The sequence below is a fragment of the Streptomyces marincola genome (assembly GCF_020410765.1).
GTDB classification, from domain to species: Bacteria; Actinomycetota; Actinomycetes; order Streptomycetales; family Streptomycetaceae; genus Streptomyces; species Streptomyces marincola.
In genome coordinates, this window is record NZ_CP084541.1 from 3390089 (window position 1) to 3415230 (window position 25142).

At 71.2% G+C, this 25142-nt stretch carries 19 protein-coding genes; 11 read left to right on the top strand and 8 right to left on the bottom strand.

Annotated elements, in window-relative coordinates; all coding sequences use genetic code 11:
* Positions 1–14 precede the first annotated feature (14 nt).
* Complete coding sequence (locus LC193_RS14595; protein ID WP_226074597.1) at positions 15–572, top strand: TetR/AcrR family transcriptional regulator; 558 nt, start codon at positions 15–17, stop codon at positions 570–572.
* A gap of 49 nt (positions 573–621) precedes the next feature.
* Here the strand turns inward: LC193_RS14595 and dnaB are convergent, their stop codons facing one another.
* The gene (gene dnaB / locus LC193_RS14600; protein WP_086159650.1) at positions 622–2061 is read right to left on the bottom strand and encodes a replicative DNA helicase; all 1440 of its coding nucleotides are present in this window, start codon (positions 2059–2061) and stop codon (positions 622–624) included.
* Between the two features lie 418 nt (positions 2062–2479).
* Between dnaB and LC193_RS14605 the strand changes: the two genes are divergently transcribed.
* Positions 2480–3844: an MATE family efflux transporter gene (locus LC193_RS14605; RefSeq protein WP_226074598.1), complete on the top strand. Its 1365-nt coding sequence runs from the start codon at positions 2480–2482 to the stop codon at positions 3842–3844.
* Positions 3845–3889: 45 nt separating this feature from the next.
* Here the strand turns inward: LC193_RS14605 and rplI are convergent, their stop codons facing one another.
* The 4 genes from rplI to rpsF form a co-directional block, all read right to left on the bottom strand.
* A complete protein-coding gene (gene rplI, locus LC193_RS14610) occupies positions 3890–4339 on the bottom strand; it encodes a 50S ribosomal protein L9 (RefSeq protein ID WP_226074600.1) in 450 nt (149 codons plus the stop codon).
* A gap of 19 nt (positions 4340–4358) precedes the next feature.
* Positions 4359–4595: a 30S ribosomal protein S18 gene (gene rpsR, locus LC193_RS14615; RefSeq protein ID WP_003978893.1), complete on the bottom strand. Its 237-nt coding sequence runs from the start codon at positions 4593–4595 to the stop codon at positions 4359–4361.
* A 61-nt stretch (positions 4596–4656) separates the two neighbouring features.
* Positions 4657–5226 (bottom strand): single-stranded DNA-binding protein, encoded by a 570-nt coding sequence (locus LC193_RS14620; RefSeq protein WP_226074603.1) that lies wholly within the window; start codon positions 5224–5226, stop codon positions 4657–4659.
* A gap of 82 nt (positions 5227–5308) precedes the next feature.
* Complete coding sequence (gene rpsF, locus LC193_RS14625; RefSeq protein WP_086159647.1) at positions 5309–5599, bottom strand: 30S ribosomal protein S6; 291 nt, start codon at positions 5597–5599, stop codon at positions 5309–5311.
* Between the two features lie 286 nt (positions 5600–5885).
* Between rpsF and LC193_RS14630 the strand changes: the two genes are divergently transcribed.
* The 3 genes from LC193_RS14630 to LC193_RS14640 all read left to right on the top strand — a co-directional run bounded on the left by LC193_RS14630 (position 5886) and on the right by LC193_RS14640 (position 8573).
* Positions 5886–6191 carry a hypothetical protein gene (locus LC193_RS14630; protein ID WP_226074604.1) on the top strand — a complete coding sequence of 102 codons (306 nt, stop codon included), beginning with the start codon at positions 5886–5888 and terminating at the stop codon, positions 6189–6191.
* Between the two features lie 191 nt (positions 6192–6382).
* Complete coding sequence (locus LC193_RS14635) at positions 6383–7501, top strand: lipid II:glycine glycyltransferase FemX (protein WP_226074606.1); 1119 nt, start codon at positions 6383–6385, stop codon at positions 7499–7501.
* Between the two features lie 40 nt (positions 7502–7541).
* A complete protein-coding gene (locus tag LC193_RS14640) occupies positions 7542–8573 on the top strand; it encodes an alanine racemase (protein ID WP_226074608.1) in 1032 nt (343 codons plus the stop codon).
* A 166-nt stretch (positions 8574–8739) separates the two neighbouring features.
* Here the strand turns inward: LC193_RS14640 and LC193_RS14645 are convergent, their stop codons facing one another.
* Both LC193_RS14645 and LC193_RS14650 read right to left on the bottom strand, forming a co-directional pair.
* Complete coding sequence (locus LC193_RS14645) at positions 8740–9822, bottom strand: inositol-3-phosphate synthase (protein ID WP_086159643.1); 1083 nt, start codon at positions 9820–9822, stop codon at positions 8740–8742.
* A gap of 57 nt (positions 9823–9879) precedes the next feature.
* Positions 9880–10539: a PadR family transcriptional regulator gene (locus LC193_RS14650; protein WP_226074609.1), complete on the bottom strand. Its 660-nt coding sequence runs from the start codon at positions 10537–10539 to the stop codon at positions 9880–9882.
* 576 nt (positions 10540–11115) lie between these two features.
* On the opposite strand from LC193_RS14650, the gene LC193_RS14655 reads away from it, so the two are divergent.
* Genes LC193_RS14655 through LC193_RS14665 form a run of 3 tightly spaced genes read left to right on the top strand, consistent with a single transcriptional unit; the run spans position 11116 to position 16533 of the window.
* Positions 11116–13650 carry a transglycosylase domain-containing protein gene (locus LC193_RS14655; protein WP_226074610.1) on the top strand — a complete coding sequence of 845 codons (2535 nt, stop codon included), beginning with the start codon at positions 11116–11118 and terminating at the stop codon, positions 13648–13650.
* A gap of 47 nt (positions 13651–13697) precedes the next feature.
* On the top strand, positions 13698–15212 hold the full coding sequence (locus LC193_RS14660; RefSeq protein ID WP_226074611.1) for a glycosyltransferase family 87 protein: 1515 nt from the start codon (positions 13698–13700) through the stop codon (positions 15210–15212).
* The gene (locus LC193_RS14665) at positions 15202–16533 is read left to right on the top strand and encodes an MFS transporter (RefSeq protein ID WP_226074612.1); all 1332 of its coding nucleotides are present in this window, start codon (positions 15202–15204) and stop codon (positions 16531–16533) included. Before LC193_RS14660 ends, LC193_RS14665 begins: the two co-directional genes overlap by 11 nt.
* A gap of 32 nt (positions 16534–16565) precedes the next feature.
* On the opposite strand, the gene LC193_RS14670 is transcribed toward LC193_RS14665, so the two are convergent.
* Positions 16566–18050: a CCA tRNA nucleotidyltransferase gene (locus tag LC193_RS14670; RefSeq protein ID WP_226074613.1), complete on the bottom strand. Its 1485-nt coding sequence runs from the start codon at positions 18048–18050 to the stop codon at positions 16566–16568.
* A 128-nt stretch (positions 18051–18178) separates the two neighbouring features.
* Between LC193_RS14670 and LC193_RS14675 the strand changes: the two genes are divergently transcribed.
* From LC193_RS14675 to LC193_RS14685, 3 genes are all read left to right on the top strand, one after another.
* A complete protein-coding gene (locus LC193_RS14675) occupies positions 18179–20473 on the top strand; it encodes a DUF6049 family protein (protein ID WP_226074614.1) in 2295 nt (764 codons plus the stop codon).
* Between the two features lie 53 nt (positions 20474–20526).
* Complete coding sequence (gene murJ / locus LC193_RS14680; protein WP_226074616.1) at positions 20527–23280, top strand: murein biosynthesis integral membrane protein MurJ; 2754 nt, start codon at positions 20527–20529, stop codon at positions 23278–23280.
* A 173-nt stretch (positions 23281–23453) separates the two neighbouring features.
* Positions 23454–25115: a protein kinase family protein gene (locus LC193_RS14685; protein ID WP_226074618.1), complete on the top strand. Its 1662-nt coding sequence runs from the start codon at positions 23454–23456 to the stop codon at positions 25113–25115.
* Positions 25116–25142: the final 27 nt, after the last annotated feature.

Here is a 25142-nt window from a genome sequence, read left to right on the forward strand (position 1 = left end):
CTAACGTACGTGCCATGAACCCGGACGATCCCCGCGCCGTGCGCAGCAGGACCCGGCTGCGCGCGGCCGTACTTGAGCTGGCCACCGCCAAGGACCCCGCGGCGATCACCATGTCGGAGGTCGCGAAGCGGGCCGGCGTGAACCGGACCACGGTCTACCAGCACTTCCCCGACGTGAACGCGCTGGTGACGGACGCCATGGAGGAGGCGGTCGCGCAGGTGGCGGGCGCGGCGGCCCTGTGCCCGCTCGACGCCCCGCGCGACGAGGTGCCCCAGCCGCTGGAGACGCTGTTCCGGCACGTCACCGACAGCGCGGCCCTGTACCGGCACATGCTGGGGCCCCAGGGGAGCGCCCGGTTCGCCGCGCGCATGCGGGAGCGGCTGACGGCCGAACTCGCCGCCTCCTTCCGCGCCGGACGGCGCCCCCCGGGCTTCGACGACGTGCCGCCGGAGACGCACGCCGCCTACCTGGCCGGCGCCCTGATCGGCGTGCTCGCCACCTGGATCACGGACGAGGTCCCGGCCCCGGCCGAGGAGACGGCCCTGGCGTTCTGGCGGCTCTTCCGGCCGTGACACCGGGCCCGCCCGCGGCCGGTCGGGGCACCCGCCCGACCGCCTCGGGTCAGAAGCCGCCCTCCATGTTGACGAAGCGCGAGTAGTGGCCCTGGAACGCCACGGTGATCGTCGCCGTCGGGCCGTTCCTGTGCTTGGCCACGATCAGGTCCGCCTCGCCCGCGCGCGGCGACTCCTTCTCGTAGGCGTCCTCGCGGTGCAGCAGGATGACCATGTCGGCGTCCTGTTCGATCGATCCCGACTCACGGAGGTCGGAGACCATCGGCTTCTTGTCGGTGCGCTGCTCGGGTCCGCGGTTCAGCTGGGAGAGCGCCACCACGGGCACCTCAAGCTCCTTGGCCAGCAGCTTCAGGTTCCTGGACATCTCGGACACCTCCTGCTGCCGGCTCTCGGGGCGGCGGCTGCCGCCCGCCTGCATCAGCTGGAGGTAGTCGATGACGATGAGCCGCAGGTCGTTGCGCTGCTTCAGGCGGCGGCACTTGGCCCGGATCTCCATCATCGACAGGTTGGGCGAGTCGTCGATGTACAACGGGGCCTCGTTGACCTCCGCCATCTGCCGGGCCAGGCGGTTCCAGTCCTCGTCGGTCATGCTGCCGGAACGCATGTGGTGCAGCGCCACGCGCGCCTCGGCCGACAGGAGGCGCATCGCGATCTCGTTGCGCCCCATCTCCAGGGAGAAGATGACGCTCGGCAGCTTGTGCTTGATCGAACAGGCCCTGGCGAAGTCGAGCGCGAGCGTCGACTTGCCCATCGCGGGCCGCGCGGCGATCACGATCATCTGGCCGGGGTGCAGCCCGTTGGTCAGGGAGTCGAGGTCGGTGAACCCGGTGGGCACGCCGGTCATCTCGCCGCTGCGGTTGCTGATGGCCTCGATCTCGTCGAGCGCGCCCTCCATGATGTCGCCGAGCGGCAGGTAGTCCTCGGCCGTCCGCTGCTCGGTGACGGCGTAGACCTCGGCCTGCGCGGCGTTGACGATGTCGTCGACGTCGCCGTCCGCCGCATACCCCATCCGGGTGATGCGCGTGCCGGCCTGCACCAGCCGCCGCAGCACCGCGCGGTCGTGCACGATCTCGGCGTAGTACTCCGCGTTGGCCGCCGTCGGCACCGTGTTGACCAGCTGGTGCACGTAGCCGGCGCCGCCGACGCGTGCCAGCTCGCCGCGCTTGGTCAGCTCGGCGGAGATGGTGATGGGGTCGGCCGGCTCGCCCTTCGCGTACAGGTCGAGGATCGCCGTGTAGATCGTCTCGTGCGCGGGCTTGTAGAAGTCGGGGCCGCGCAGGACCTCGACCACGTCGGCGATGGCGTCCTTGGACAGCAGCATGCCGCCGAGCACCGACTGCTCGGCCGCGAGGTCCTGGGGCGGCAGCCGCTCGAACTCCGCGCGCTCCTCGTCGCCGCCCTCCGGGCTGTGCCGCGGTCGCGCGACGGGAGGGGCCTCCCCGGTGTCGGGCCCGCCCCATGGCCCCGCGTGCTCGTCGAGATCAGCCACCGACCCCGCCTCCCTCCGGCTTCGAACCGCCGTGCGCTTCTTTCCTACGGCACGGCTCTGACATTCTCGCCGAGCCGAGGCCCGCGCCGTCGCCCCGGTCCCGGCAGCCGGGCGGGCGGCGCGGCGGGCCGGGGCGGGCAGAGTTATCCACAGGCTATGTGGATTTCAGATCACACCCTGTGGACAACGGTCCGATTCCTGTGGACAACGATCGGGCGGCACGCGCGACGCCCGGCGAACGGCTCGCGTCGCACCCCGCGTGAGCTGCGCCTTCACCCTTCGCACGCATGAGTGACCAAGCGGTGCGGCGCACACGGAACGGCTTCCCGCCGCACCACGCGCGGCCACGTGCCGCCGTGTGATGAGTAAGGACCCTGGACCCCTTGCGTCCATTACCTGTGGATGTTTGGATCGGACCATGTCCCCACCGTCACCGCCCGCCGCTCCCCTCGCGGGTGACCGGCGGAAACGGGCCCGCGGCCAGGACCGCGAGATCCTCGCGCTCGCCCTCCCCGCCTTCGGCGCGCTCGTCGCCGAACCGCTGTTCCTCATGGCCGACAGCGCGATGATCGGGCACCTCGGCACCCCCCAGCTCGCCGGCCTCGGCATCGCCGCCGCCCTGCTGACCACCGCGGTCAACGTCTTCGTCTTCCTCGCCTACGCCACCACCGCCTCGGTCGCCCGCAGCGTCGGCGCCGGCCGGCTCGCCACCGCGATCAGGCAGGGCATGGACGGCATCTGGCTCGCCGTCGTCCTCGGCCTGCTGCTGGTCGCCGCCCTCGTGCCGGCGGCACCCGCCCTCGTCGACGCGTTCGGCGCGTCCGCGACCGCGGCCCCGCACGCCACCGACTACCTGCGGATCAGCGCACTCGGCATGCCGGCCATGCTGATCGTGCTCGCCGCGACCGGCGTGCTCCGCGGCCTCCAGGACACCAGGACCCCGCTGTACGTCGCCATCGGCGGGTTCTCGGCCAACATCGTCCTCAACGCCCTGTTCATCTACGGCCTCGACGGCGGCGTCGCCGGCTCGGCCTGGGGCACCGTGCTCGCCCAGTACGGCATGGCCGCCGTCTACCTGCGCGTGGTCGTCCGCGGCGCGCGGCGGCACGGGGCCGACCTGCGCCCGAGCCGCACGGGCATCCTCGCCAACGCCAGGGCCGGCGTTCCGCTGCTGGTCCGCACGCTCTCGCTGCGGGCCGTGCTGCTGATCGCCACCGCGGTGGCCGCCCGGCTCGGTGACACCGACGCGGCGGCCCACCAGATCGCGCTCACCCTGTGGACGCTCCTGGCGTTCGCCCTGGACGCCATCGCCATCGCGGGACAGGCCATCGTCGGCCGCCTGCTGGGCGCGGGGGACACCGCGGGCGCGCGGGCCGCCTGCCGGCGCATGGTCGGCTGGGGCGTGGCCACCGGCGCCCTGCTCGCCGTCCTGGTCGTCGCGGCGAGCCCCCTGGTCCTGCGGGCGTTCACCGGGGATCAGGAGGTGCGCGACCTGCTGCTCCCCGTCCTGCTCGTGGTGGCGCTGACCCAGCCGGTCGCGGGCGTGGTGTTCGTCCTCGACGGCGTCCTCATGGGAGCGGGGGACGGGCCGTACCTGGCCTGGGCGATGCTGCTCACCCTCGCCGTGTTCGCACCCGTGGCCCTGCTCGTGCCGGTGGCCGGGGGCGGGATCACCGCCCTGTGGTGGGCCATCGCGGGGCTGATGATGGGCACCCGGCTGGTCACCCTCGCGCTGCGCGCGAGGACCGGGCGCTGGGTCGTCGCCGGGGCGGTCCGGGCGTGACGGCCGTGGCCGGGCCCCCGGACGGGACCCGGCCACGGCACGGACTCACTTGGCGGCGTCCACCTGGAGGCCGACGTGCGCCACGACCTCGGGGTGCAGCCGGACGGAGACCCGGTGCGAGCCGAGGCTCTTGATCGGCGTGCTCAGCTCGATGCGGCGCTTGTCCACGTCGGGCCCGCCCGCGGTCTTGACCGCGGACACGATGTCGGCCGGGGTGACGGAGCCGAAGAGGCGCCCGCCCGCACCCGCCCTGACCTTCAGCCGGACGGTCACGCCCTCCAGCTGGGCCTTGACGTCGTTGGCCTGCTCGATCGAGGCGATCTCACGGATCTTGCGACCGCGGCGGATCTGCTCGACGTCCTTCTCGCCGCCCTTGGTCCAGCGGATCGCGGCACCGCGGGGCAGCAGGTAGTTACGGGCGTACCCGTCCTTGACATCGACGACGTCGCCGGCCGTACCGAGGCCGGAGACCTCACTGGTCAGAATGATCTTCATGACGCTTCGGTCCCCTTCCTCAGCGAGCGGTCGAGGTGTAGGGCAGCAGCGCCATCTCACGGCTGTTCTTCACGGCCGTGGCGACATCGCGCTGGTGCTGGGTGCAGTTGCCGGTGACCCGGCGGGCACGGATCTTGCCGCGGTCGGAGATGAACTTCCGCAGCAGGTTCGTGTCCTTGTAGTCGACGTAGGAGATCTTCTCCTTGCAGAACACGCAAACCTTCTTCTTCGGCTTGCGCGCGGGCGGCTTCGCCATGGTGTCTCTCCGGTGAGTTCAAAAAGAAGTGGGTACGGCGCGGAAGGCGTCCGCGCGTGACCTAGAAGGGCGGCTCGTCCGAGTAGCCACCGCCGCCACCGCCGCCCCAGCCGCCACCCTGGCCGCCGCCGCCCTGCTGGCCGCCGCCGGCCGGGGCACCGGTCGCCCACGGGTCGCCCGCGGGCGCCCCGCCGCCACCGCCCTGCTGGCCGCCGGGGCCGCCGCCCCAACCGCCACCGGGGCCGCCGCCCTGGCCACCGCCGCGGCCCGCGGCCCTGGTGACCTTCGCCGTGGCACTGCGGAGACTGGCGCCGACCTCGTCGACCTCCAGCTCGAAGACCGTGCGCTTGACACCGTCCCTGTCCTCGTACGACCGCTGCTTGAGACGGCCCTGCACGATGACCCGGGTGCCCTTGGTGAGCGACTCGGCGACGTTCTCCGCCGCCTGGCGCCAGACCGAGCAGGTCAGGAACAGGCTTTCGCCGTCCCGCCACTCGCTCGTCTGCCGGTCGAAGATCCGTGGCGTCGAGGCGACGCGGAACTTCGCTACGGCCGCACCGGACGGGGTGAAGCGCAGCTCGGGGTCGTCGACCAGGTTGCCGACGACCGTGATGACGGTCTCGCCTGCCATGGGGGTACCTCTCGGCGCGGGTTAACTGCTGTTGCTGCGATGATTACGTATGGCACTGACAGTGCTACTGGACGTCCCGCGCTCAGTGAGTGGCGGGGCGCAGGACCTTCGTCCGCATGACCGACTCGTTCAGGTTGAGCTGACGGTCGAGTTCCTTGACGATGTCCGGCTCCGCCTGGAGGTCGATGACCGAGTAGATGCCCTCGGGCTTCTTGTTGATCTCGTAGGCGAGACGGCGACGGCCCCAGGTGTCGACCTTCTCCACCTTCCCGTTGCCCTCGCGGACGACGGAAAGGAAGCTCTCGATCAGGGGGGCGACGGAGCGCTCCTCCAGATCGGGGTCGAGGATCACCATCACCTCGTAGTGACGCATGCGAAAACCCACCTCCTCTGGACTCGGGCGGCCACGGACGATCCGTGGCAGGAGGGTCGTGATGCGTGTGCCGCTCTCGGCGGCCCGCGTGGACGCGGACCGGAGGGCGGACAGTACACCGTACCCGCCCGCGGCCCGCGCGCCGAAATCCGCACGGAACGGTAGGGCGCCGGGCCGGCGGGTACCCGGGGGGCGCGGCGGCGTGCGCCCGCGCGAGGGCCGTGCCCCGCGCCCGGGGAACGAGCCCCCGGAGCGAGTCACGCACACAAGTCCTGGAGGTGCCGTCATGGCGCAGCTCGCGCATCCGACGACCTACCTGAACACCGATGGCCGTGCGCATCCGGTCGAGAACCGGTTCGCCTCGGTCGCGTTCGTGCTCGGCCTCCTCGCCGTGGTGACCGCGGCCTTTCCCGGCCTGCACCTGGTGAGCAGCTGGGCCGGCCTGGCCGGTATCGCGGCCGGCGCCTGGGCCCAGCTGATCTCGGCGACGACCGGCCAGCGTTTCCTCGCCGTGCTGGGCCTCGGGGCCGCCGCCCTCGGCTTCTACCTGGGCGTGGCGCACGGCGGCCCGTTCGGCGGCTGGCTGGGCTGAGACCGGCCCCGGCCCCGCGGGCCGGGCGGGGGCGGCGGGGGCGCTCCCGCCCGGTCCGCGCTGCCCGCGGGCGGGGGCCGGACGGCCGAAGGGGCACGCGGCGCGGGGTGGGACCGCGCCGTCCCACGGCGGGTGCCGCGCGGTTAGGCTTCCGGCCAGACCCTGCGATTGACGCCGGAGGAGCCCCCCATATGAGCCTGACCCTGAGGACCATCAGTCGCGAGCAGCATCTGGCGTACATCGGCTCGCTGCCCTCGGCGAGTCACATGCAGGTGCCCGCGTGGGGCGATGTGAAGGCCGAGTGGCGTTCCGAGTCGCTCGGCTGGTTCGACCGCTCCGGGCAGCTGGTGGGGGTCGGCCTGGTGCTCTACCGGCAGTTGCCGCGGCTGAAGCGGTACCTCGCGTACCTGCCGGAGGGCCCGGTGATCAACTGGTACGCGCCGAACCTGGAGGAGTGGCTCCGGCCGATGCTCGCGCACCTGAAGCAGCAGGGCGCGTTCTCGGTGAAGATGGGCCCCCCCGTGGTCATCAGGCGGTGGAGCGCGGCGGCGATCAAGGCGGGCATCCAGAACCCCGAGGTGAAGCGGCTGCGCGATGTCGAGGCCACGGTGATCGAGCCGCGCGCGTTCGAGGTCTCCGACCGGCTGCGGCGCATGGGCTGGCAGCAGGGCGAGGACGAGGGCGCGGGCTTCGGCGACGTGCAGCCGCGGTACGTGTTCCAGATCCCGCTGCGCGGTCGTTCCCTCGACGAGGTCCACAAGGGTTTCAACCAGCTGTGGCGCCGGAACATCAAGAAGGCGGAGAAGGCCGGCGTCGAGGTGGTCAGGGGCGGCTACGAGGACCTCCCCGTGTGGCAGCAGCTGTACGAGGTGACGGCGGAACGCGACAAGTTCAGGCCGCGTCCGCTGATGTACTTCGAGCGGATGTGGCGGACGCTGAACGACGAGGACCCCGACCGCATGCGCCTGTACTTCGCGGTGCACGAGGGCGAGGCCGTCGCCGCCGCGACCATGCTGATCGTGGGCGGTCATGTGTGGTATTCGTACGGTGCTTCCGCCAACCACAAGCGCGAGGTGCGACCGTCCAACGCGATGCAGTGGCGCATGTTGCAGGACGCGTACGCGCTTCAGGCGGACGTGTACGACCTGCGGGGCATCGGTGACTCGCTGGAGGACACCGACCATCTCTTCGGTCTGATCCAGTTCAAGGTAGGAACGGGCGGCGAGGCGGCCGAGTACCTCGGTGAGTGGGACTTCCCGCTGAACAAGCTGCTCCACAAGGCGCTCGACATCTACATGTCGCGGCGCTGATTCGTTCGCAGGGCTCACGAGAGAGAGGGTCTCCCCCGCCATGGCGCTCACCCTTTACGTCGACACCGGCCGCTGGCGGGCGCACCAGCGGTCGATTCTGGCCGATTTCCCGGGTCTGGTGCCCGTGTGCAAGGGCAACGGCTACGGTTTCGGCCACGACCGGCTCGCCGACGAGGTGGCCATGATGGGCCTCGACACGATCGCGGTGGGGACCACGTACGAGGCCGCGGCCATGAAGGACCGCTTCAGCGGCGACATCCTGGTGCTGACTCCGTACCGGCGCACGGAGGAGCCCGTTCCGCTCCCCGACCGGGTGGTCCGTTCGGCATCGTCGGTCGACGGCGTGTACGGGCTCGTCGGGTCGCGGGTCGTGGTCGAGGTGATGAGCACGATGCGGCGGCACGGCGTGTCGCCCTCCGACCTCGGCAAGCTCCAGGCCGCGTTGGACGACGTGCGCCTTGAGGGCTTCGCCATCCACCTGCCGCTCGACCGCACGGACGGCACGGACGCGGTCGAGGAGGTCATCGAGTGGATGGACCGGCTGCGCGCGGCCAGGCTGCCGCTCGACACGATGTTCGTGAGCCACCTGACGGCGGACCAACTCCGGCGGCTGCGCCAGCAGTTCCCGCAGACGACGTTCCGGGCGCGGATCGGGACCCGGCTGTGGCTCGGTGACCACGGCGCCACCGAGTACCGGGGCGCGGTGCTGGACGTGACGCCGGTCGGCAAGGGCGACCGCTTCGGCTACCGGCAGCAGAAGGCGCCGGGGGACGGGTGGCTCGCGGTGGTCGCGGGCGGCACGTCGCACGGCGTGGGCCTTGAGGCCCCGAAGGCGCTGCACGGCATGACCTCGCGCGCCAAGGGCATGGCGCGGGCGAGCCTGGCCACGGTGAACCGGAACCTGTCGCCGTTCGTGTGGGACGGCAAGCAGCGGTGGTTCGCGGAGCCGCCGCACATGCAGGTGTCGATCCTGTTCGTGCCCGCCGAGTCCCAGGGGCCCAAGGTGGGTGACGAGTTCAAGGCGATCCTGCGGCACACGACGACCCAGGTGGACCGCCTGGTCGACGAGTGAGCCAAGGCGGCGGGGGCCCGTCGGCGGCTGCCCGCCGACGGCACAGGGACGGCGGCAGCCCCGCAATGGGGGCGGGGCTGCCGCTTCGTCCGGGGCGCGGCCCCGGGCGGGGCCGGGCGGGTGCCGGGGCCTGACGCCCGCGAGGGCGATCGGCTCCGGGCGGGGCTCAGCTGTCGACTTCGCCGCGGATGAACTTCTCGACGTTCTCGCGCGCGATGTCGTCGAAGTACTGCACGGGCGGGGACTTCATGAAGTAGGAGGACGCGGAGAGGATCGGGCCCCCGACGCCGCGGTCCTTGGCGATCTTCGCGGCGCGCAGCGCGTCGATGATCACGCCGGCGGAGTTGGGGGAGTCCCAGACCTCCAGCTTGTACTCCAGGCTCAGCGGAACGTCGCCGAACGCGCGGCCCTCAAGGCGGACGTAGGCCCACTTGCGGTCGTCGAGCCAGGCGACGTAGTCGGACGGGCCGATGTGGACGTTCTTCTCGCCCAGTTCGCGGTCGGGGATCTGGGAGGTGACGGCCTGCGTCTTGGAGATCTTCTTGGACTCCAGCCGGTCGCGCTCCAGCATGTTCTTGAAGTCCATGTTGCCGCCGACGTTCAGCTGCATGGTGCGGTCGAGGACGACGCCGCGGTCCTCGAACAGCTTGGCCATCACGCGGTGCGTGATCGTGGCGCCGACCTGCGACTTGATGTCGTCACCGACGATCGGCACGCCGGCCTCGGTGAACTTGTCGGCCCACTCCTTGGTGCCGGCGATGAAGACGGGCAGCGCGTTGACGAACGCGACCTTCGCGTCGATGGCGCACTGCGCGTAGTACTTGGCCGCCTCCTCGGAGCCGACCGGCATGTAGCAGACGAGGACGTCGGCGCGGGTGTCCTTGAGGACCTGGACGACGTCGACGGGCTCGTCGTCGGACTCGACGATGGTCTCGCGGTAGTACCGGCCGAGACCGTCGTGGGTCTCGGCGCGCTGCACGGTCACGCCGGTCGGGGGCACGTCGCAGATCTTGATGGTGTTGTTCTCGCTCGCGCCGATGGCGTCGCTGAGGTCGATGCCGACCTTCTTGGCGTCGACGTCGAACGCGGCGACGAACTCGATGTCCGAGACGTGGTAGTCGCCGAACTGGACGTGCATCAGGCCCGGGACCCGGCTGTCCGGGGCGGCGTCCTTGTAGTACTCGACGCCCTGTACCAGCGATGCGGCGCAGTTGCCCACGCCGGCGATGGCTACGCGAACCGAACCCATTCCGGTTGCTCCCTGTGTGTTCTCGACGTGACCCCGCACGGCTGCGGGGGGGTGTGTTCAGGTGGTGGTGTCGTCCTCGGACGACCCCGCCCGGTGGCGCCCCTGGATGCCGTCCGGCTCTCCCGGGGCCCTGTCCTGCGGGGAGGCGCGGTGCGGGCGCCCCTCGCGTTCGCTCTCGATCAGCTCGTTGAGCCAGCGGACTTCGCGTTCCACCGACTCCATGCCATGCCGCTGCAACTCCAGCGTGTAGGCGTCGAGCTTCTCCCGCGTGCGGGCCATGGAGGCGCGCATCTTGGCGAGGCGCTCCTCCAGCCGGCTGCGGCGGCCTTCGAGGACGCGCATGCGCACGTCCCGCGAGGTTTGGCCGAAGAAGGCGAAGCGGACACCGAAGTGCTCGTCCTCCCAGGCGTCCGGGCCGGTCTGGCCCAGCAGTTCCTCGAAGCGCTCCTTGCCGTCGGCCGTGAGCCGGTAGACGATCTTCGCCCGGCGGTTGGAGAGCGGGGTGGCCCGGGGGTCGTCCGGGCTGTGGCCCGTCTCCTCGGTGAGCCAGCCCTGTTGCACCAGTGTCTTCAGGCAGGGGTAGAGGGAGCCGTAGCTGAACGCCCTGAAGACGCCCAGCGAGGTGTTGAGCCGCTTGCGCAGCTCGTACCCGTGCATCGGGGACTCGCGCAGGAGCCCGAGAACGGCGAACTCCAGGACACCTGAGCGCCTGCTCACCCGGGAGGTCACCTCCGTTCTCATCCGTCGTGCCGTGCCTTCCGAGCTTAATGTGGTGCGATGCATTGAGGCGATGCATTGAGCCGATGTATCAGCTCGATACATCGCAACGATAGAACGGCGGGGCGGGCCCGGCAAGCGAGGGCACGGTGACCGGGATCACAACTTCGCCCCTCCCGAGGTGTTATGCCCCAATTGTTCGCAGGGCAGCGGAAGGTGGCGCGCGGGGTCTGCGTAGTCTTTAGCCCGTGCAGACCACCGTGAGCGGGAACCCGGCGATGGCCAGCGTCGTCATCGTTCCGGGTGCAGTGCGCCCCGACCCGTGGACGGACCGCACACCGGGGGACCGGATGCCCACCGAAGTACCCGCCCCTACCAGGCGAATGTGTCTGTCCGAGAGGTAGCTGTCCCATGAGCGAGCACCGTCGAAAGCCGCCGCAGTCCCGCGGTCGCCGGGCCACGGGGTCCTCCGGGCGCCGCGCCGGCCCGCCCCCCGTGCCCCCAGCGGGGCACGGGGGCGAAGCCGGTGAGACCCCGGAACGGCCGTACGGCAGCCGCGCCGAGGCGCGCCGCGCCATGCAGCGCGGCGGAGGCCGCCGCCGCGCGGCCGAAACGGCGAGCGCGGCGGAGGGCGCCGCCCGCTCCGGGCGGCGGCGCGCCGAGGCGGCCAGGAAGAAGCGCTTCATCGACTATCCACGGTCCGGCTACAGCGGCCTGCGCCGCTGGGTGCCCTCGTGGAAGCAGATGCTCGGGTCGACGCTGGCCTTCTTCGTGATGCTGTTCGGCCTCGTCGGCCTGGCGTACGCCCTGACCGAGGTGCCCGACCCCAACGATGTCGCCGTCCAGGAGACCAACGTCTACTACTGGGCGGACGGCGAGCGGATGGTCGTCTCCGGTGAGAGCAACATCAACCGGCAGCGGCTCGCCCTGAAGGACATGCCGGTGGCGATGCAGGACTCGGTGATCTCCGCGGAGAACGCCAGTTTCCGCACCGACCCGGGCATCGACATCATGGGCATCGGCCGCGCCGTGCTGAACATGGCGCGCGGCGGCGATGTGCAGTCGGGTTCGACGATCACGCAGCAGTACGTCAAGAACATGTACCTCACCCAGGACCAGACGATCGAGCGCAAGGCGCGCGAGCTGCTGCTCTCGGTCAAGGTGGGGGCCCAGTTCACCAAGGACGAGATCCTTGAGGGCTACCTCAACACCTCGGACTTCGGCCGCGGCGCCCTGGGCATCCAGGCCGCGGCGCAGGCGTACTACGGCAAGGACGCCCACGAACTCACCGACAGCGAGTGCGCGTTCCTCGCCGCCCTGCTGAAGGGCCCCGCGCTGTACGACCCGTTCATCGGGGGCGACGGCGGCGAGGTCAACGACACCAACCCGGAGAATCTTGAGCGTGCCGAGTCCCGCTGGTCGTGGATTCTCGAACGCCGGGCCACGGTCGGCGACCTCGACCAGGCGGACTACGAGGCCATCCTCGCCGAAGGCTTCCCCATGCCGGAGCCGCCGACCCCGGCGATGGAGAAGGCCGGGCAGATCGGCTACCTCACCAACCTCGCCGACCAGTTCCTGATCAGCCAGGGCGCGGTGACGCGTGAGGAGCTGAACAAGGGCGGCTACCAGATCCACACCACGTTCGACCGGCACCTGATGGACGACATGGAGGCGGCCGTCGAGGAGGTGCGCGACGCCAACATCGACCCCGAGGCGCGGGACGAGGACCGGCACGTGCAGTTCGGCGGCGCCGCGGTGATCCCCGGCGACGGCGCGATCGTGGCCATCTACGGCGGCGAGGACTACACCCAGCACTTCGTGAACAACGCGGACAACCCGGGCGCCCAGGTCGGGTCCACGTTCAAGCCGTTCGTCCTGGCGGCGGCCATGCGGGACGGCGTGCGCGATCCGGACGGTCCGGTCGAGCAGGCCAGGGAGCAGCGCACCCAGGTCTCCCCCGAGAGCCTGTACCGCAGCGAGGACATGCTGCCGATCTTGAACTACAACGGCGACCCGGTCGTCGTCGAGAACGCGGAGACGGGCGAGGAAGAGCCCTGGCTCCAGGCCAACTTCGAGGGCAAGGACCAGGGCGACATCACCATCCGCGAGGCCATGGAGGTCTCCGCCAACGTCCCGTTCGTGCAACTGGGCATGGATGTCGGCCCCGCGACCGTCAGCGTCGCGGCCGAGGACGCCGGCCTGCTGCCCGACAGCCTCGGTCGGGCCGACGACACGGTGCCGACCTTCGCGCTCGGTGTCTCGACCCCGGGACCGATCCGGATGGCGACGGCCTACGCGACCTTCGCCGCCAGCGGCGAGCAGGCCGACCCGTACTCGGTGACCCACGCGGAGAACAGCCGCTCGGGCTGGGAGTGGTCCTACGAGTCCGAGACCGAGCAGGTCTTCGACTCCGCGATCGCCGACACCGTCACCGACGTGCTCACCGAGGTCGTCGAGGGCGACCAGGGCAGCGGCCGTGACGTGCGGCCCCTGGGCCGGCCGGTCGCCGCCAAGACCGGCACCACCGACGACAACAGGAGCGCCTGGTTCGTCGGCTACACGCCGCAGATGTCCACGGCCATCGGCATGTGGCGCATGCCCGACTCCCAGGAGGAGCTCGTCGGCGACGAGCAGATGGGCTTCATGTCGATGTACGGCACGGCGGGAGAGCGTCGGATCAACGGTGGCTCGCTGCCGCTCGACGTCTGGCTCGCGTTCATGCAGCAGGCGATGGAAGGCAAGGAGATCCAGGACTTCCCGACGCCGCCCGACCCCTCGCAGCTCGGTGTGGAGCACCGCGGTACCGGCGTCGAGCCGCCGACGGAGGAGCCGACGGAGGAGCCGACCGAGGAACCGACGGAGGAGCCGACGGAGGAACCGACGACGGAGGAGCCGACCGAGGAACCGACGCAGCCGACGGAGGAGCCGACGACGGAGGAGCCGACCGAGGAGCCGACGCAGACCTGCGCTCCGTGGGACATCACCTGCGACGACGACAACTCGACCGGCGGCCCGGGTGGACCTGGCGGGCCCGGTGAGCCCTCGGGTGACCCGACCGAGCCGACGCCGGATCCGGACCCCACGGATGACGGCGACTGGTTCGGTCGCTGACAGCAGTCCCGCCCCTCCTGAGGTGGGCCGTGCGGCAGGATGAGCACATGGCGCATCCGAACCCGCGAGCGGACGTACGGCCCACCGAGCAAGACGACGTGGCCGCCGCCGGCAGTGAGCTGATCGGCGGCCCCGTCGGCCGGCGAGCCGGCCGCGGTGGCGGCCGGTGGGCGCCGGTCCGGGTGATCGCCCTGATCGCGATCGGTGTCTTCGCCCTCGGCATGGCGCAGAAGGCCCCCTGCTACGGCAGCGGCTGGTTCGAGAGCGCGACGGACCAGTACACCCACGCCTGCTACTCCGACATCCCGCATCTGTATCAGGGCCGCGGCTTCGCCGACGGGGTCACCCCGTACTTCGAGTCCATCCCCGCGGAGTTGTCCAGCGGGCTCAAGTACCTCGAATACCCCGTGCTCACCGGCCTGTTCATGCAGGTCGCCGCCTGGCTGACCCCCGAGGGCACGAGCGACCCGCATCCCGCGCAGACCTACTGGCTCGTGAACGCCGCTCTGCTGATGATCTGCGCCGTCGTCATCGCGGTCTGCGTGACGCGTACCCACCGGCACCGGCCCTGGGACGGCCTCCTGGTGGCCATGGCCCCCGCCCTGGCGCTGACCGCCACCATCAACTGGGACCTGCTGGCCGTCGCCCTCACCTGCGCGGCCCTGCTCATGTGGTCACGCAGCCGGCCACTGCTCGGCGGAGTGCTCCTCGGCCTCGCCACCGCGGCCAAGCTCTACCCCATCCTGATCCTCGGCCCCATCTTCGTGCTGTGCTGGCGAGCCGGACGGTGGCGCGCGTTCTGGCTCGCGGTCGGCGGAGCCGCGGGGGCCTGGCTCGCCGTCAACCTGCCGGTGCTCATCCCCGCTCGCGAGGGGTGGGCCACGTTCTACACCTTCAGCGAGGAACGGCCCGTCGACTTCGGCTCGGTGTGGCTGATCATTCAGCAACGGACCAACGCGGAGCTCGACGGCGTGAACATCTACGCCACCGCCCTGGTCGTGCTGGGCTGCGCGGCCATCACCGCGCTCGCCCTCAGCGCACCGCGCCGACCGCGCCTCCCGCAACTCGCCTTTCTCGTCGTCGCCCTGTTCATCATCACCAACAAGGTCTACTCGCCGCAGTACGTGCTGTGGCTGATCCCGCTCGCCGCGCTCGCCCGACCGCGCTGGCGTGACTTCCTCATCTGGCAGGGCGGCGAGGTCCTGTACTTCCTCGGCGTCTGGATGTACCTGGCCCGTCTCAACGGGGAGAACCAGCAGGGTCTCGCCGCAGGCGGCTACCAACTCGCGATCCTCGCGCACCTGTTGGGCACCGCCTACCTGTGCGCGGTCGTCGTGCGGGACATCCTGAGGCCGGAACGCGACCCCGTGCGCCAGGACGGCTCCGACGACCCGGGCGGCGGCGTCCTCGACGGCGCGAAGGACGTCTTCACCCTTCGCTCCGCACCGACGCAGCCGCCGGCCCCCACCGCGTTCGTCGACTGGGGCGTCTCCGGGCGCACACTGCCCACCCCCGCCACCGGCCGCCCTCTTCCCCCGGATGACGTTTCACGTGAAACATGAACCTGCCGCGCGCACCTCGACCCTGGTCGACCTGCGCGCGCTGCTGCGCTTCCCCGGCTTTCGGAAGCTGTTGACCGTCCGGCTGCTGTCGCAGTTCTCCGACGGCGTCTTCCAAGTCGGTCTCGCCACCTACGTGGTCTTCTCACCCGAGCAGGAGACCTCGCCCGCCGACATCGCCGCCGCCATGGCGGTACTGCTCCTGCCGTACTCCCTGCTCGGCCCGTTCGCCGGAGTCCTGCTCGACCGCCTGCGGCGTCGTCAGGTACTGCTCTACGGCAACGCGCTGCGCGCCGCGCTGGCCATCGGCACGTGCGTCCTGGTGATCAGCGAGGTACCGGACTGGCTCTTCTATCTCTCCGCCCTCTCCGTCACCGCGGTCAATCGTTTCGTCCTCGCCGGCCTCTCCGCCGGTCTGCCGCGCGTCGTGGACCGTGAACGACTCGTGGTGGCGAACTCCCTGTCCCCCACGGCCGGGACGCTCGCCGCCACGGTCGGCGGTGGCGCCGCCTTCGTCGTCCAACTCTTCGGCGCCAGCCAGGGGGTCGAGGACGCGCTGGCGCTCGGCCTGGCGGGAGTGCTCTACGTCCTGGCCGGCCTGTCCGCGCTGCGTATGCACCGGGACCTGCTCGGTCCCGAGCCCGATGCCGTGCGGCCGAAGCTGACCGCTGCGCTCGCCAGTACCGCGCGCGGTCTGGCCGCCGGACTGCGGCACCTTGCGGACCGGCGGCAGGCCGCCTGGACCCTGAGCGCCCTCGGCCTGATGCGTTTCTGCTACGGCGCGCTGCTCGTGACCGTTCTCATGCTGTGCCGTCACGCCTGGACGAACGGCGCCGAGGACGGCGACGGCTTGGCGTGGCTGGGGATGGCGGTCGCCGTGTCGGGGGCCGGCTTCTTCGTCGCCGCGCTGATCTCCCCGTGGATGGTGGCTCGGTGGGGCACGCTCGGCTGGTTCGTGCTGTGCGCCGCGCTGGCCGCGGTCCTGGTGCCGGCCCTCGGCCTCTGGTTCCGGCCGGTGCCCGTCATGGTCGCGGCCTTCGTCCTCGGGCTGGCGACTCAGGGATCGAAGATCGTCACCGATACGGTCGTGCAGTCCTCGGTCGATGACGCCTACCGAGGGCGCGTCTTCGCCCTGTACGACATGCTGTTCAACATCGCCTTCGTCGCCGCCGCGGGACTCGCCGCGTTGATGCTGCCGCCGGACGGGCGCTCGGCCGTCCTCCTCATCATGGTCTCGGCGCTCTACGCTCTCACCGCTCTGGCCGTGCACGGGCTGCGCCGCAGGACTGTTTCACGTGAAACAGTGAGCGTGGCGGTCGGCTGAGGTGAGCGCCGACCGCCGGTCGGGCCGCTGCGCTACTGGGCGGCCCACCACTCCTTGAGCGCGGCCACCGCCGCGTCACGTCCCAGCGGGCCGTGCTCCATCCGCAATTCGAGCATGTGCCGGTAGGCCCGGCCGATCTCGGGCCCGGGACCGATGGCGAGGATGTCCATGATCTCGTTGCCGTTGAGGTCGGGCCGGATGGCTTCCAGTTCCTCTTGTTCCTTCAACTGCTCGATGCGCTCTTCCAGGCTGTCGTAGGCCCGGGAGAGCGCGAGTGCCTTCCGCTTGTTCCGCGTGGTGCAGTCGGACCGGGTCAGCTTGTGCAGCCGGTCGAGCAGCGGCCCGGCGTCCCGGACGTAGCGGCGCACGGCCGAATCCGTCCACTCGCCGGTCCCGTAACCGTGGAACCGCAGGTGCAGCTCGACCAGACGAGCCACATCCTTGACGATGTCATTGGGGTACTTGAGCCGGGTCAGCCGCTGTTTGGTGAGCTTCGCCCCCACCACCTCGTGGTGGTGGAAGGAGACCCGGCCGTCCTTCTCGAAGCGCCGTGTCTTGGGCTTTCCGATGTCGTGCAGCAACGCGGACAGGCGCAGCACCAAGTCGGGCTCGCCGTCCTCCAGATCGATCGCCTGCTCCAGGACCGTCAAGCTGTGCTCGTAGACGTCCTTGTGCCGGTGATGCTCGTCCCGCTCCAGCCTCAACGCGGGGATCTCGGGCAGCACGCGCTCCGCCAGCCCGCTCTCGACGAGCAGCGTGATACCCGTGCGCGGGTGGTCGCTCAGGAGTAGCTTGTTCAGCTCGTCCCGGACGCGTTCGGCGGAGACGATGTCGATGCGGTCGGCCATGTCCGCCATGGCGGTGCGCACGGGCTCGGCCACGTCGAAGCCCAGCTGCGCGGCGAACCGGGCGGCACGCATCATGCGCAGGGGGTCATCCGAGAAGGACTCCTCAGGCGTCCCGGGCGTGCGCAGCTCGCGCCGGGCGAGGTCGGCGAGTCCGTGGTGCGGGTCGATGAACTCCTTGCGCGGCAGGGCGACGGCCATCGCGTTGACCGTGAAGTCACGGCGCCGCAGATCTTCCACGAGGGAGTCGCCGTACACCACCTCGGGTTTGCGCGAGCTTCGGTCGTAGGCTTCCGACCGGTATGTGGTGATCTCCAGCTGGTAGTCCTGCCGGCCGTCGCCGTTCCCGGACGGCCCGGCCTTGCGGCACCCCACCGTGCCGAACGCGATTCCGACCTCCCACACCGCGTCCGCCCATGGCTTGACGATGCGCAGCACGTCCTCGGGGCGCGCGTCCGTGGTGAAGTCCAGATCGTTGCCGAGACGCCCCAGCAGGGCGTCGCGCACCGAGCCGCCGACCAGGGCGAGGGCGAACCCGGCCTGCGCGAAGCGCTCCGCCAAGTCGTCGGCAACGGGGGAGACCCGCAGCAGTTCACCCACGGCCTGGCGCTGCGCCTGGCCGAGCCCGGGCGCTTCCTGACGGTGCTGGGTTTCATTCCTGTCGTTCGGCACAACAGCACAGCGTACGTGCACCGGATCACTCCAGGGCTCCCCCGGGGCCCCACCGGTCCTGGACACTCCGCGGGACCGATCCTCGTTACCATGAGGGCCGGTTGCGAACGAGGGAATGGGGCTGTCGCGTGACTGTGTCGGGGAAGCGGCGGGGAGCGACCCGCCGACGACGGCAGCGGCTGGTGTCGTTGCTCGCCGTGGTCACCGGTTTCCCGATCATGACCGGGCTCGTACCGGCCTCGGCGGCCGGCGCACCCGCCTCGCCCGCGGGGGCGCCCGCGCAGGAAACGGGCACCGGCAACCGTACCGCGACGGTCGCGATCACCGACCTGGGCCCGGAAGTGCCCGACGAGGACGACACGCTCAGCATCCGGGGCACGATCACGAACGAGGGGACCTCCCCGATCGTGGACAGCCGGGTGGACGCCCGGCAGGGCGTGCCGCTCACCGGCCGCAGCGGCATCGACGAGGCGGTCTCCCGCACCGGCTTCGACGCGGCCACCGGGCCGATCGTCGTCGGCCACGGCCAGGACCTGCCCACCATCCAGCCGGGCATGTCGGCGACCTTCTCCCTCGACGTCCCGGTGTCGGCCCTCTCGCTCGGCGCGGACGGCGTGTACGAACTGGGGGTCGGGCTCACCGGGCAGACCGAGCGCGAGCGGTGGGGCGACCAGATACTCGGCGTCGGCCGGACGGTGCTCCCCTGGCAGCCCGGCGCGGGCGAGGAGTCCCCCCGCACGGACCTGACCGTGCTGTGGCCGCTCATCTCCACCACTCACCTCACGGCGCAGACCGGTGCCGACGAGGAGCAGACCCCGGCGTTCCGCGACGACGCGCTGCTCACGGAGATCTCGCCGGGGGGCCGGCTCGACCAGTTGGTGTCCCTGGGGGCGGACCTGCCGGTGACCTGGGTGATCGATCCTGACCTGCTGGCCTCCGTGGACGCCATGACCGAGCCCTACCAGGTGTACGACGGAGACCGGCTGGTCGACGGGACGGGGCAGGAGCGGGCCAGGGAGTGGCTGCGCGAACTCCAGGAGGCGGTACAGGGCAAGGAGGTCGTCGCGCTGCCGTTCGCCGACCCGGACGTGGCCTCCCTGGCGCACCAGGGGAAGGACGTGCTGGGCGCCCTCGGCCAGCTTGCCAAGGCCACCGACGCGGCCGAGGTGACCGTGCAGACGGTCCTCGACGTGGACGCGAGCACCGACTTCGCCTGGCCGGTGGAAGGAGCCATCGACCCCTCCATCGTGTCGGTGGCGACCTCGGCCGGCGCTCAGCACGTCATCGCACGCAGCGACAGCCTCCGGCCCGGCGATCTGAACTACACCCCGACGGCCGCCCGGCCCATCGGGGACGGCACCACGGCCATCGTGGCGGACGCCCGGCTGTCCACGCTGTTCGAAGAGGACATGGCGGGGGCGGCGGACGCCGCGCTGGCGCGGCAGCTGCTGCTGGCCCAGACGCTCGCCATCACGCGGCAGGCCCCGGCCGATGAACGCAGCATCGTCCTGGCGCCGCAGCGGATGCCCACCGCGGTACAGGCCCAGGCGATGGCCGACGCGGTGCTCGCGACGCGGGACTCGACGGACTGGGTGCAGTTCACCGACCTCAGCGAGGCCGCTGCCGCGACGCCTGACCCCGACGCCAACCGGGAGGTGCCCCCGGCCTCGGACTACCCCCAGGAGCTGCGGGAGCAGGAGCTGCCCACCAGCGCCTTCCAGGCGATGCGGGAGACGCAGCGGACGCTGGAGGACTTCCAGGTGATCCTGACCCGCGACGACCGGGTCGCGACACCGTTCGGGAACGCCATACGGCGGGAGATGTCGACGTCCTGGCGGGGGAACGCGGAGGAGGCCGCCGACTACCGGGAGACGGTGCAGGACGGCCTGACGGGGCTCACCGAACGGGTGCACGTGATCCCGAAGTCACCCATCACTCTCTCGGGGCGCAGCGCCACGATTCCGGTCACCGTGCAGAACAACCTGGTGCAGGACGTGCACAACCTGGAGCTGCGGCTGACGTCGAGCAGGACGCTCGGTCTTGAGGTCAGCGAGCAGCAGGAGATCGTCGTGAGCGGCGGGCACAGCCAGTCGGTCAAGTTCTCCGCCACGGCCCGGGCCAACGGCCGGACGTTTCTGGAAGCGCAGCTCTACACGCCGGACAACAGGCCGTACGGGGAGCCGATCCAGTTCCAGGCGAGTGTCACCTCCATCACCTCGGCGGTCATGATGGTCATCGCGGGCGGCCTGCTGCTCGTCGTGCTCGCCGGTATCCGCATGTACACCCAGCGCAAGCGTGCCGCCCGTGAGCCGGTCGCGGTGAGCGCGGACCGGGACGGCGCCCAGGGTGAGAGCGGTGCCGACACCGGCGACGGAACCACCGGCGCCCGCCCGGGGAGTGAGAGGCTGGACCCCGACGAGTGAGCTGCCGGCCGGGAATCCGCACCGGCCCTTGAAACCAAAGGTGGGGTAGCGAGATGCATGCGCCGTACGACCGTGAACGCGGCCAGGCGCCGGGTGGCGGCGATCCGTCCGGCTGGGGGAACGACCAGCACGGACACCACGGTCAGCGGCCGGAGCACCACCAGGCGCCCGAGGGCTACGACGGCCGGCATCCCCACCATGCCCAGCACCCGCAGCACCCGCCGTACGGTCAGCACCCCCAGCACCCCGGTTACCCGGGTCAGCAGCCCTACCAGGCGCCGTACCAGCCCCCCGGGTACGACCCGGCGACCTATGACCCGACCGGATACGGCCAGGGCGGATTCGAACAGGACGGGTACGGCCAGGGCGGCTACGACCAGAGCGGGTACGGCGCCGGCGGCTACGGTCGGAGCGGCTACCACCAGGAGGGCTACCCTCCTCCTGGGTACGGGTCCGGCGGCTACGAGCAGAACGGGTACGGCCACGGCGGGTACGGGCCCGCCCAGCACCAGCAGCCGCCCGGATACGCGCCCGGGCCGCACGCACCCGACCCCTACGGTTCCCGGCAGCAGGGTTTTGACCAGCAGGGCCACCAGCAGCCCGGGTACGGCCGGCCGGGGCACCAGGGGGAGCAGCAGGGACAGCAGCCCTCCTACGACCCCTATCTCTCCGACAGCTACCACCACGACCCGTACGCGGGCCGCGATCCACTGGCCCAGGACCCGCTCGGCGAGGCGCTGTACGACCGTTCCGCCTATCCGCCGTCCTCGCAGGCAGGCGTTCCCGATCCGTCGGCCCCCTACCAGCAGCCGGCTCCGGGCGCCTACCCGCAGGACCCGCGGCACTGGGCCGCCCCACCACCGCCGGGCCCGGGCGCCGGGCCCCACCACCCGCGCCACGAGGACCAGGACGCCACCCAGTTCACCGGCATCGACGGGCTGATGAGCCGGTCGCCGGGCGACAACGGCCCTTCGGGCCCGCACCCTCCGGCCGGCGAGGGGCAGCCGCCCGCGACGGATGCCTTCGCCCACCTGTTCCGCGACCAGGGCGCGGCACCTGGCGGCCAGGGCCGGCCCGACGGGCCGCCGCCCAGCCTGCCGCCGCACGGGACGCCGGTGCAGCCGCCCGCGCCCGAGCAGCCGGCGCCGGAACCGGTGCCAAGCGCCAAGAAGCCGGGCCGCGCCTCCTCGTTCCTCCGGTCGAGCGCCGTCATGGCGGCGGGCACCCTCGTCTCCCGCGTGACCGGCTTCGTGCGCCAGCTCGTGCTCGTGGCGGCCCTGGGCTCGGCGGTGCTCGGCGACACCTACACCGTCGCCTGGAACCTGCCGAACATGATCTACATCCTGATCATCGGCGGCGGGCTCAACTCCGTGTTCGTGCCCATGCTGGTGCGTGCCATGAAGAACGACGCGGACGGGGGTGTGGCCTTCGCCAACCGGCTGCTGACCCTCGTGATGGTCCTCCTCGGCGCGCTCATCGTCGTCGCCATGTTCGCCGCCCCGCTGCTGGTGCGGACGATGTCGACGTCGTTCGCCGAGAACGGGCCCGCGAACGATGTCACGCTCACCTTCACCCGCTACTTCCTGCCCACGATCTTCTTCATGGGCGTGCACGTCGTCCTGGGCCAGATCCTCAACGCCCGGGGCAGCTTCGGCCCGATGATGTGGACCCCGGTCCTCAACAACATCGTGGTGATCTTCACCTTCGGCATGTTCCTGTGGGTGTACGGCACCCAGCGCACCTCGGGGCTGAGCGTCACCACCATCACGCCGGAAGGCATGCGGCTGCTGGGCGTCGGTACCCTGCTCGGCCTCGTCGTGCAGGCCCTGGCCCTCATCCCCTACATGCGGGCGAGCGGCTTCCGGATGCGTCTGCGCTTCGACTGGCGCGGCAAAGGGCTCGGCAAGGCCGCCACCATGGCGAAGTGGACCCTGCTGTTCGTGCTGGCCAACCAGGCGGGCCTCGTCGTGGTCACGCAGATCGCGACCCGCGCCGGGGAGAGCGCCGCGGAGGCGGGCCACCCGGGCACCGGCATCCTCGCCTACAGCAGCGCGCTGCTGATCTGGCAGATGCCGCAGGCCATCATCACGGTGTCGCTCATGGCCGCTCTCATGCCCCGCCTGTCGCGCTCCGCGGCGGACGGGGACACCGCGGCCGTCCGCGACGACCTCTCCCAGGGGCTGCGGACCTCGGCCGTCGCGATCGTCCCGATCTCGTTCGCGTTCCTCGCGCTCGGCATCCCGATGTGCACGCTGCTCTTCGGCACGGCCGACGGCGCCCGGTCCTTCGGCTACATCCTCATGGCCTTCGGGATCGGCCTGATCCCCTACTCCGCCCAGTACGTCGTGCTGCGCGCGTTCTACGCCTACGAGGACACGCGCACGCCGTTCTACAACACCGTCGTCGTCTCGGTCTGCTGGATCGCCCTCTCCGTGCTGTGCTACTTCGTCCTGCCCGACCGCTGGGTGGTGGCCGGCGTGGCCTTCTCGTACGGCATCGCCTACGCCATCGGCGTCCGCGTCGCCTGGCGCCGGCTGCGTGCCCGGATGGCGGCCGACCTGGACGGCGCGCGCATCGTGCGGACCTACATCCGGCTGGCCGGCGCGAGCGTCCCCGCCGCGCTGTTCGGCGGCGCCGCCGGACTCGCCGTCCAGCGCGGTCTCGGGGATGGTTTGACGGGCTCTCTCGTTGCCGTCACGGTGGGCGGTATCGTGCTGCTCGGCGTCTTCTATCTCGCGGCCCGCAGGATGCGCATCGAGGAAATGACGGCGCTGGTCGGAATGGCCCGAGCCCGGTTGGGCCGCTGACCACCGCTTTCGGCGGGATCGTTCCAGGACGAGTCCGTCTCCGACACCCGCCCGCCACGTGCCGTACAACCTGAGCGCGTACTCACATGTCGTGCGGGGTGACCGAGTAACGGCACAATGATTCTGGCAGTGTCAAGCATCCGACAGCCGAGAACGGGGAGGCGGGAGCCACGGTGGCGGAACGGAGCACGGCAACGAGCTCGTCGCAGCGTCCAGCGAGCGCCCAGCACGCCACGGATTCCGAGGCCCCGGAGCCGGTCTCACCGGCCGTGAAGGAGGCCCCCGAGGCCACCGAGGCCACCGCGCCCTCCTCGACGCCCGAGGTCCACAGCGGCCACCGGTTGGCCAAGCGCTACCGGCTCGAAGAGTGCATCACCCGACTGGACGGCTTCAGCAGCTGGCGTGCGGTCGACGAGAAGCTGCGGCGTGCCGTGGGCATCCATCTGCTGCCCGCCACGCACGACCGGGCCCGGACCGTCCTGTCGGCGGCCCGCTCCACGGCACTCCTCGGCGACCTGCGCTTCGTGCAGGTGCTGGACGCCGTCGAGGAGAACGGCCTCGTGCACGTCATCCACGAATGGCTGCCCGACGCGGTACCGCTGAGCACCGTACTGCAAGCGGGGCCGCTGGACGCCCATGAGGCATACGCGCTGGCCACCCAGGTGTCGCAGGCACTCTCCGCCGCCCACCGCAAGGACCTCGCCCATCTCCGCCTCACCCCGGCCACCGTCCTGCGCACCGGCCCTGGCCAGTTCCGCATTCGGGGCCTGGCCGTCGACGCCGCCCTGCGCGGCATCTCCTCGCCCACACCGCAGCGCGCGGACACGGAAGCCGTGGGCGCGCTGCTGTACGCCGCGCTCACCCAGCGCTGGCCCTACGGTGACGGTGCCTACGGCCTCAACGGCGTCGCGGGCCTCAGCGCCCGTGACTCCCTGGCCACGCCGGAACAGGTCCGGGCGGGCATTCACCGCGGCCTTTCCGAGCTGGCGATGCGGGCGCTGGACAACAACGGGGCCACCGCGGCCAGTCAGGATCCCCCGTTCACCACGCCTCAGGAGTTGAGCGCGGCACTCGCCGCCCTGCCCCGTATCCCGCCGCCCGACCCGACGCCGACCGCGCTCGCCGGCTACCAGCACACGACATTCCAGCTGGGCGCGCACCGGCAGCAGCCCGTCCCGCCCGCCAGGCCGGCCGCGGTGCCCGCCCCTCCGGCTCTGCCGGGCCGCGCCGGCACGGTCCTCAAGTGGGGCGTGTCCGCACTGCTCATCGCCGCCCTCGGTCTCGGCAGCTGGCAGTTGGCCGACGCCCTGCTCAAGGGCGATCCTCCCAGCGAGACCACGCCGCCCGCGGCGCCCCCCGTCCAGGGGGAGGAAGCGCCGCCCGCCGCCGGCCCGGTCCAGGTCGAGAGCGTCACCGAGTTCGATCCCGAGGGCACAGGAAGCGGGCAGAACCCAGAGCTGGCTCCCCATGCGATCGACGGCGACCCCACGACCGCCTGGCAGACGAAGAACTACTACGGACCGTCCTTCGGCAATCTCAAGGACGGCCTCGGTCTCATTCTCGACCTCGGGGAGACGCAGCCGATCTCCGGCATCACCGTCGAGGCCATGGGCAGCACCACCGTCGAGTTCCGCGCCGCGGCGCCCGACGCCGACTCGATGCCGTCCGGCCTCGACGGGTTCGAGCCCCTTTCCGACGGCACCGGAGACTCCCTGACCCTGGAAGCCGACGAACCCGTCGAGACCCGCTACGTACTGGTCTGGCTCACCGAGCTGCCGCAGGGGGGCGACGGAAACTACCGCGGCCGCATCACCGACGTCACCGTCATCCGATAGCCGGCCGGGGAGCAGGGGAGGTTCCGC